Here is a 2,102-nt window from a genome sequence, read left to right on the forward strand (position 1 = left end):
CTAAAACGAAGCCCTTTGGCTGGCCTTTTCCTACGGCCGTTCTCGGCGCATCCTATTTTTTAAATGAGAATTGTTTACTTATTAAATCGTTGAATTACGGCGGCTATTTGTCGTGCGATTTTAAGACGCAATACCTTTAATACATTATCAATAAGATTTTAAATATTTTAAGGATTTATATGAATGCAGTTTTCAAAGTTATTTGGAGCATATCCTTGAATGTATGGGTTGCTGTGAGCGAGTTGGCGAAAGGAAGAATAAAAACCAGCAGTGTCGGTCATCCATTGACTGAAGGGGGTGATCAGCCAAGCGTCGTTGAACCAGAAGGTATTTGCACGTTGTTCAGAAAAAGTATTTTGGCCTTATCCATCGGCAGCTTTGGTTTATTGGGGATTACTCCCGCATTTGCCGTAGAGATCACGGTCATGGACCAAGCCAGCCTTTCATCAGCTTTATCTAGTGGCAATTACGATAAGATTATTTTGGGTGCAGATATTGCGCTTACTCAACAAGTCACAGTCAACATGGCTAATCAAAATGTCGTGATTGATGGTAATGGTCTGTATGGCTTAACTGTTGTTAATACCACTAACTATGGCTTGTCGGTATCATCCGGTAGCGGGACCTTGACGTTGCAGAATATGTCCCAAATCACATCTGCCAACTACTATAGTATGGTCTACCTCACCGGTGGCAGCACTGCGGTCAATGTGGTTTATAACAATATTGACTCTCTTGGTTCGTCTCAACTTATTTTTATGGGCGTTAACGGCGCGGCGACGAATAGTGTTATGACGTTTGGTAACATCAATTCAGATGTGATTGTCAACGATCGCGGCCAAGAAATCGGTGAAGTTAATAAACTTGAGTTTACCGGCCGGTTTCATGTCACGCATTTAGGCTCTGGGATATCTTTCCAAAACTCTGGTGCGACAAATAATACCGCCACCATGGATTTTCTCGCGGGTGCTGATGTCAAGATAGACAGAACAACCTCATCCGCGAATTTGACGAATACCGGTAACAGTGCCTTTGCCTATACTTTTGCCGATAATTCTGCCTTTGAACTGATTGCCAACCAGAATGTTTTTAGCGGAACCAATACTAATAGAGGGTTGCAAATTGGGAGTTATGATCCTGTAAACGGTTTTGGTTCTGGTGCAAAAATTATCTTGCAGGCGCGAGCCACGGGTGGCGGTGTTGTATCGGGTAATGCGATTGATAACGCCACCACGAATACTACGGGTATCAACAATGGTAGTAGTGGTACTACTGACGTAGTTTACAACCTTGCCACCGGTTCTATTTTGCAGGCGACAGATACTGGGATTCTAGCCACCAAAAATGCGGGTAACACCAGTGGTATTTACATCCGCTCTGCTGGTGCCATTACGGCAGCAACCGGGATTTCTGCCACACATAGCGGTACTGGCCCAATGGTACTGCTCAATGATGGAACAATAAACGCAGCAACCGGTATATCTGCAACTAATACCGGCACCGCAACAATTAATGTTGCGAATAAAGGCACCATTAACAGCACCGCGTCGGGGATAACCGTCAGTTCTACCCCGGTGCAAACCGTCAATGTTGATAACACTGGCGGTACCCTTAATGCCACCGCTGGCACCGGTGTTAACGTGCTGACCAATGCGCTGTTAAATCTGGTGGGGGGGACTATCACCGCCACCGGCACCGCGACCGGGCTGACTTTTGCCGGTACCAGCAATAGCCATGTATTGACTGACTTGATTCTTAATCTGAATGGTACCGGTGCCGCCTTCTCAAAAGCAACGGGTGTCAATCTGACGTTAAACCATGTCATCTTTAACACGGTGACAGGTACCGCGCTAACTAGCCTGGCCGGTCTGACATTTGCCAACAGCGCTAATGGCAATAACATTATTAATGTCACAGGTGCGGGTATTGGGATAAGTTCTGTTGGTGGGGTCGATCTCACTAATGCTTATCTGAATATCGATGTTAGTGACAGTGCTGGTGTAGGGCTACAAGTGACTGATGGCACAGCCAATACCACCACTATTGGTACTAATGGCCAAATTAATGCCGCAGGTGCGACAGCGATTAGTTTCTCTGGCACC

The 2,102-nt window shown here is 45.8% G+C and carries 1 protein-coding gene; it reads left to right on the forward strand.

Going from position 1 to position 2,102, the window contains the following annotated elements; translation table 11 throughout:
* Window positions 1–179 precede the first annotated feature (179 nt).
* A partial coding sequence (locus AEP37_RS23400) for an ESPR domain-containing protein (protein WP_049615577.1) occupies window positions 180–2,102 on the forward strand: 1,923 nt, incomplete at its 3' end.

Source organism: Yersinia pekkanenii (genome assembly GCF_001152565.1).
GTDB lineage: Bacteria > Pseudomonadota > Gammaproteobacteria > Enterobacterales > Enterobacteriaceae > Yersinia > Yersinia pekkanenii.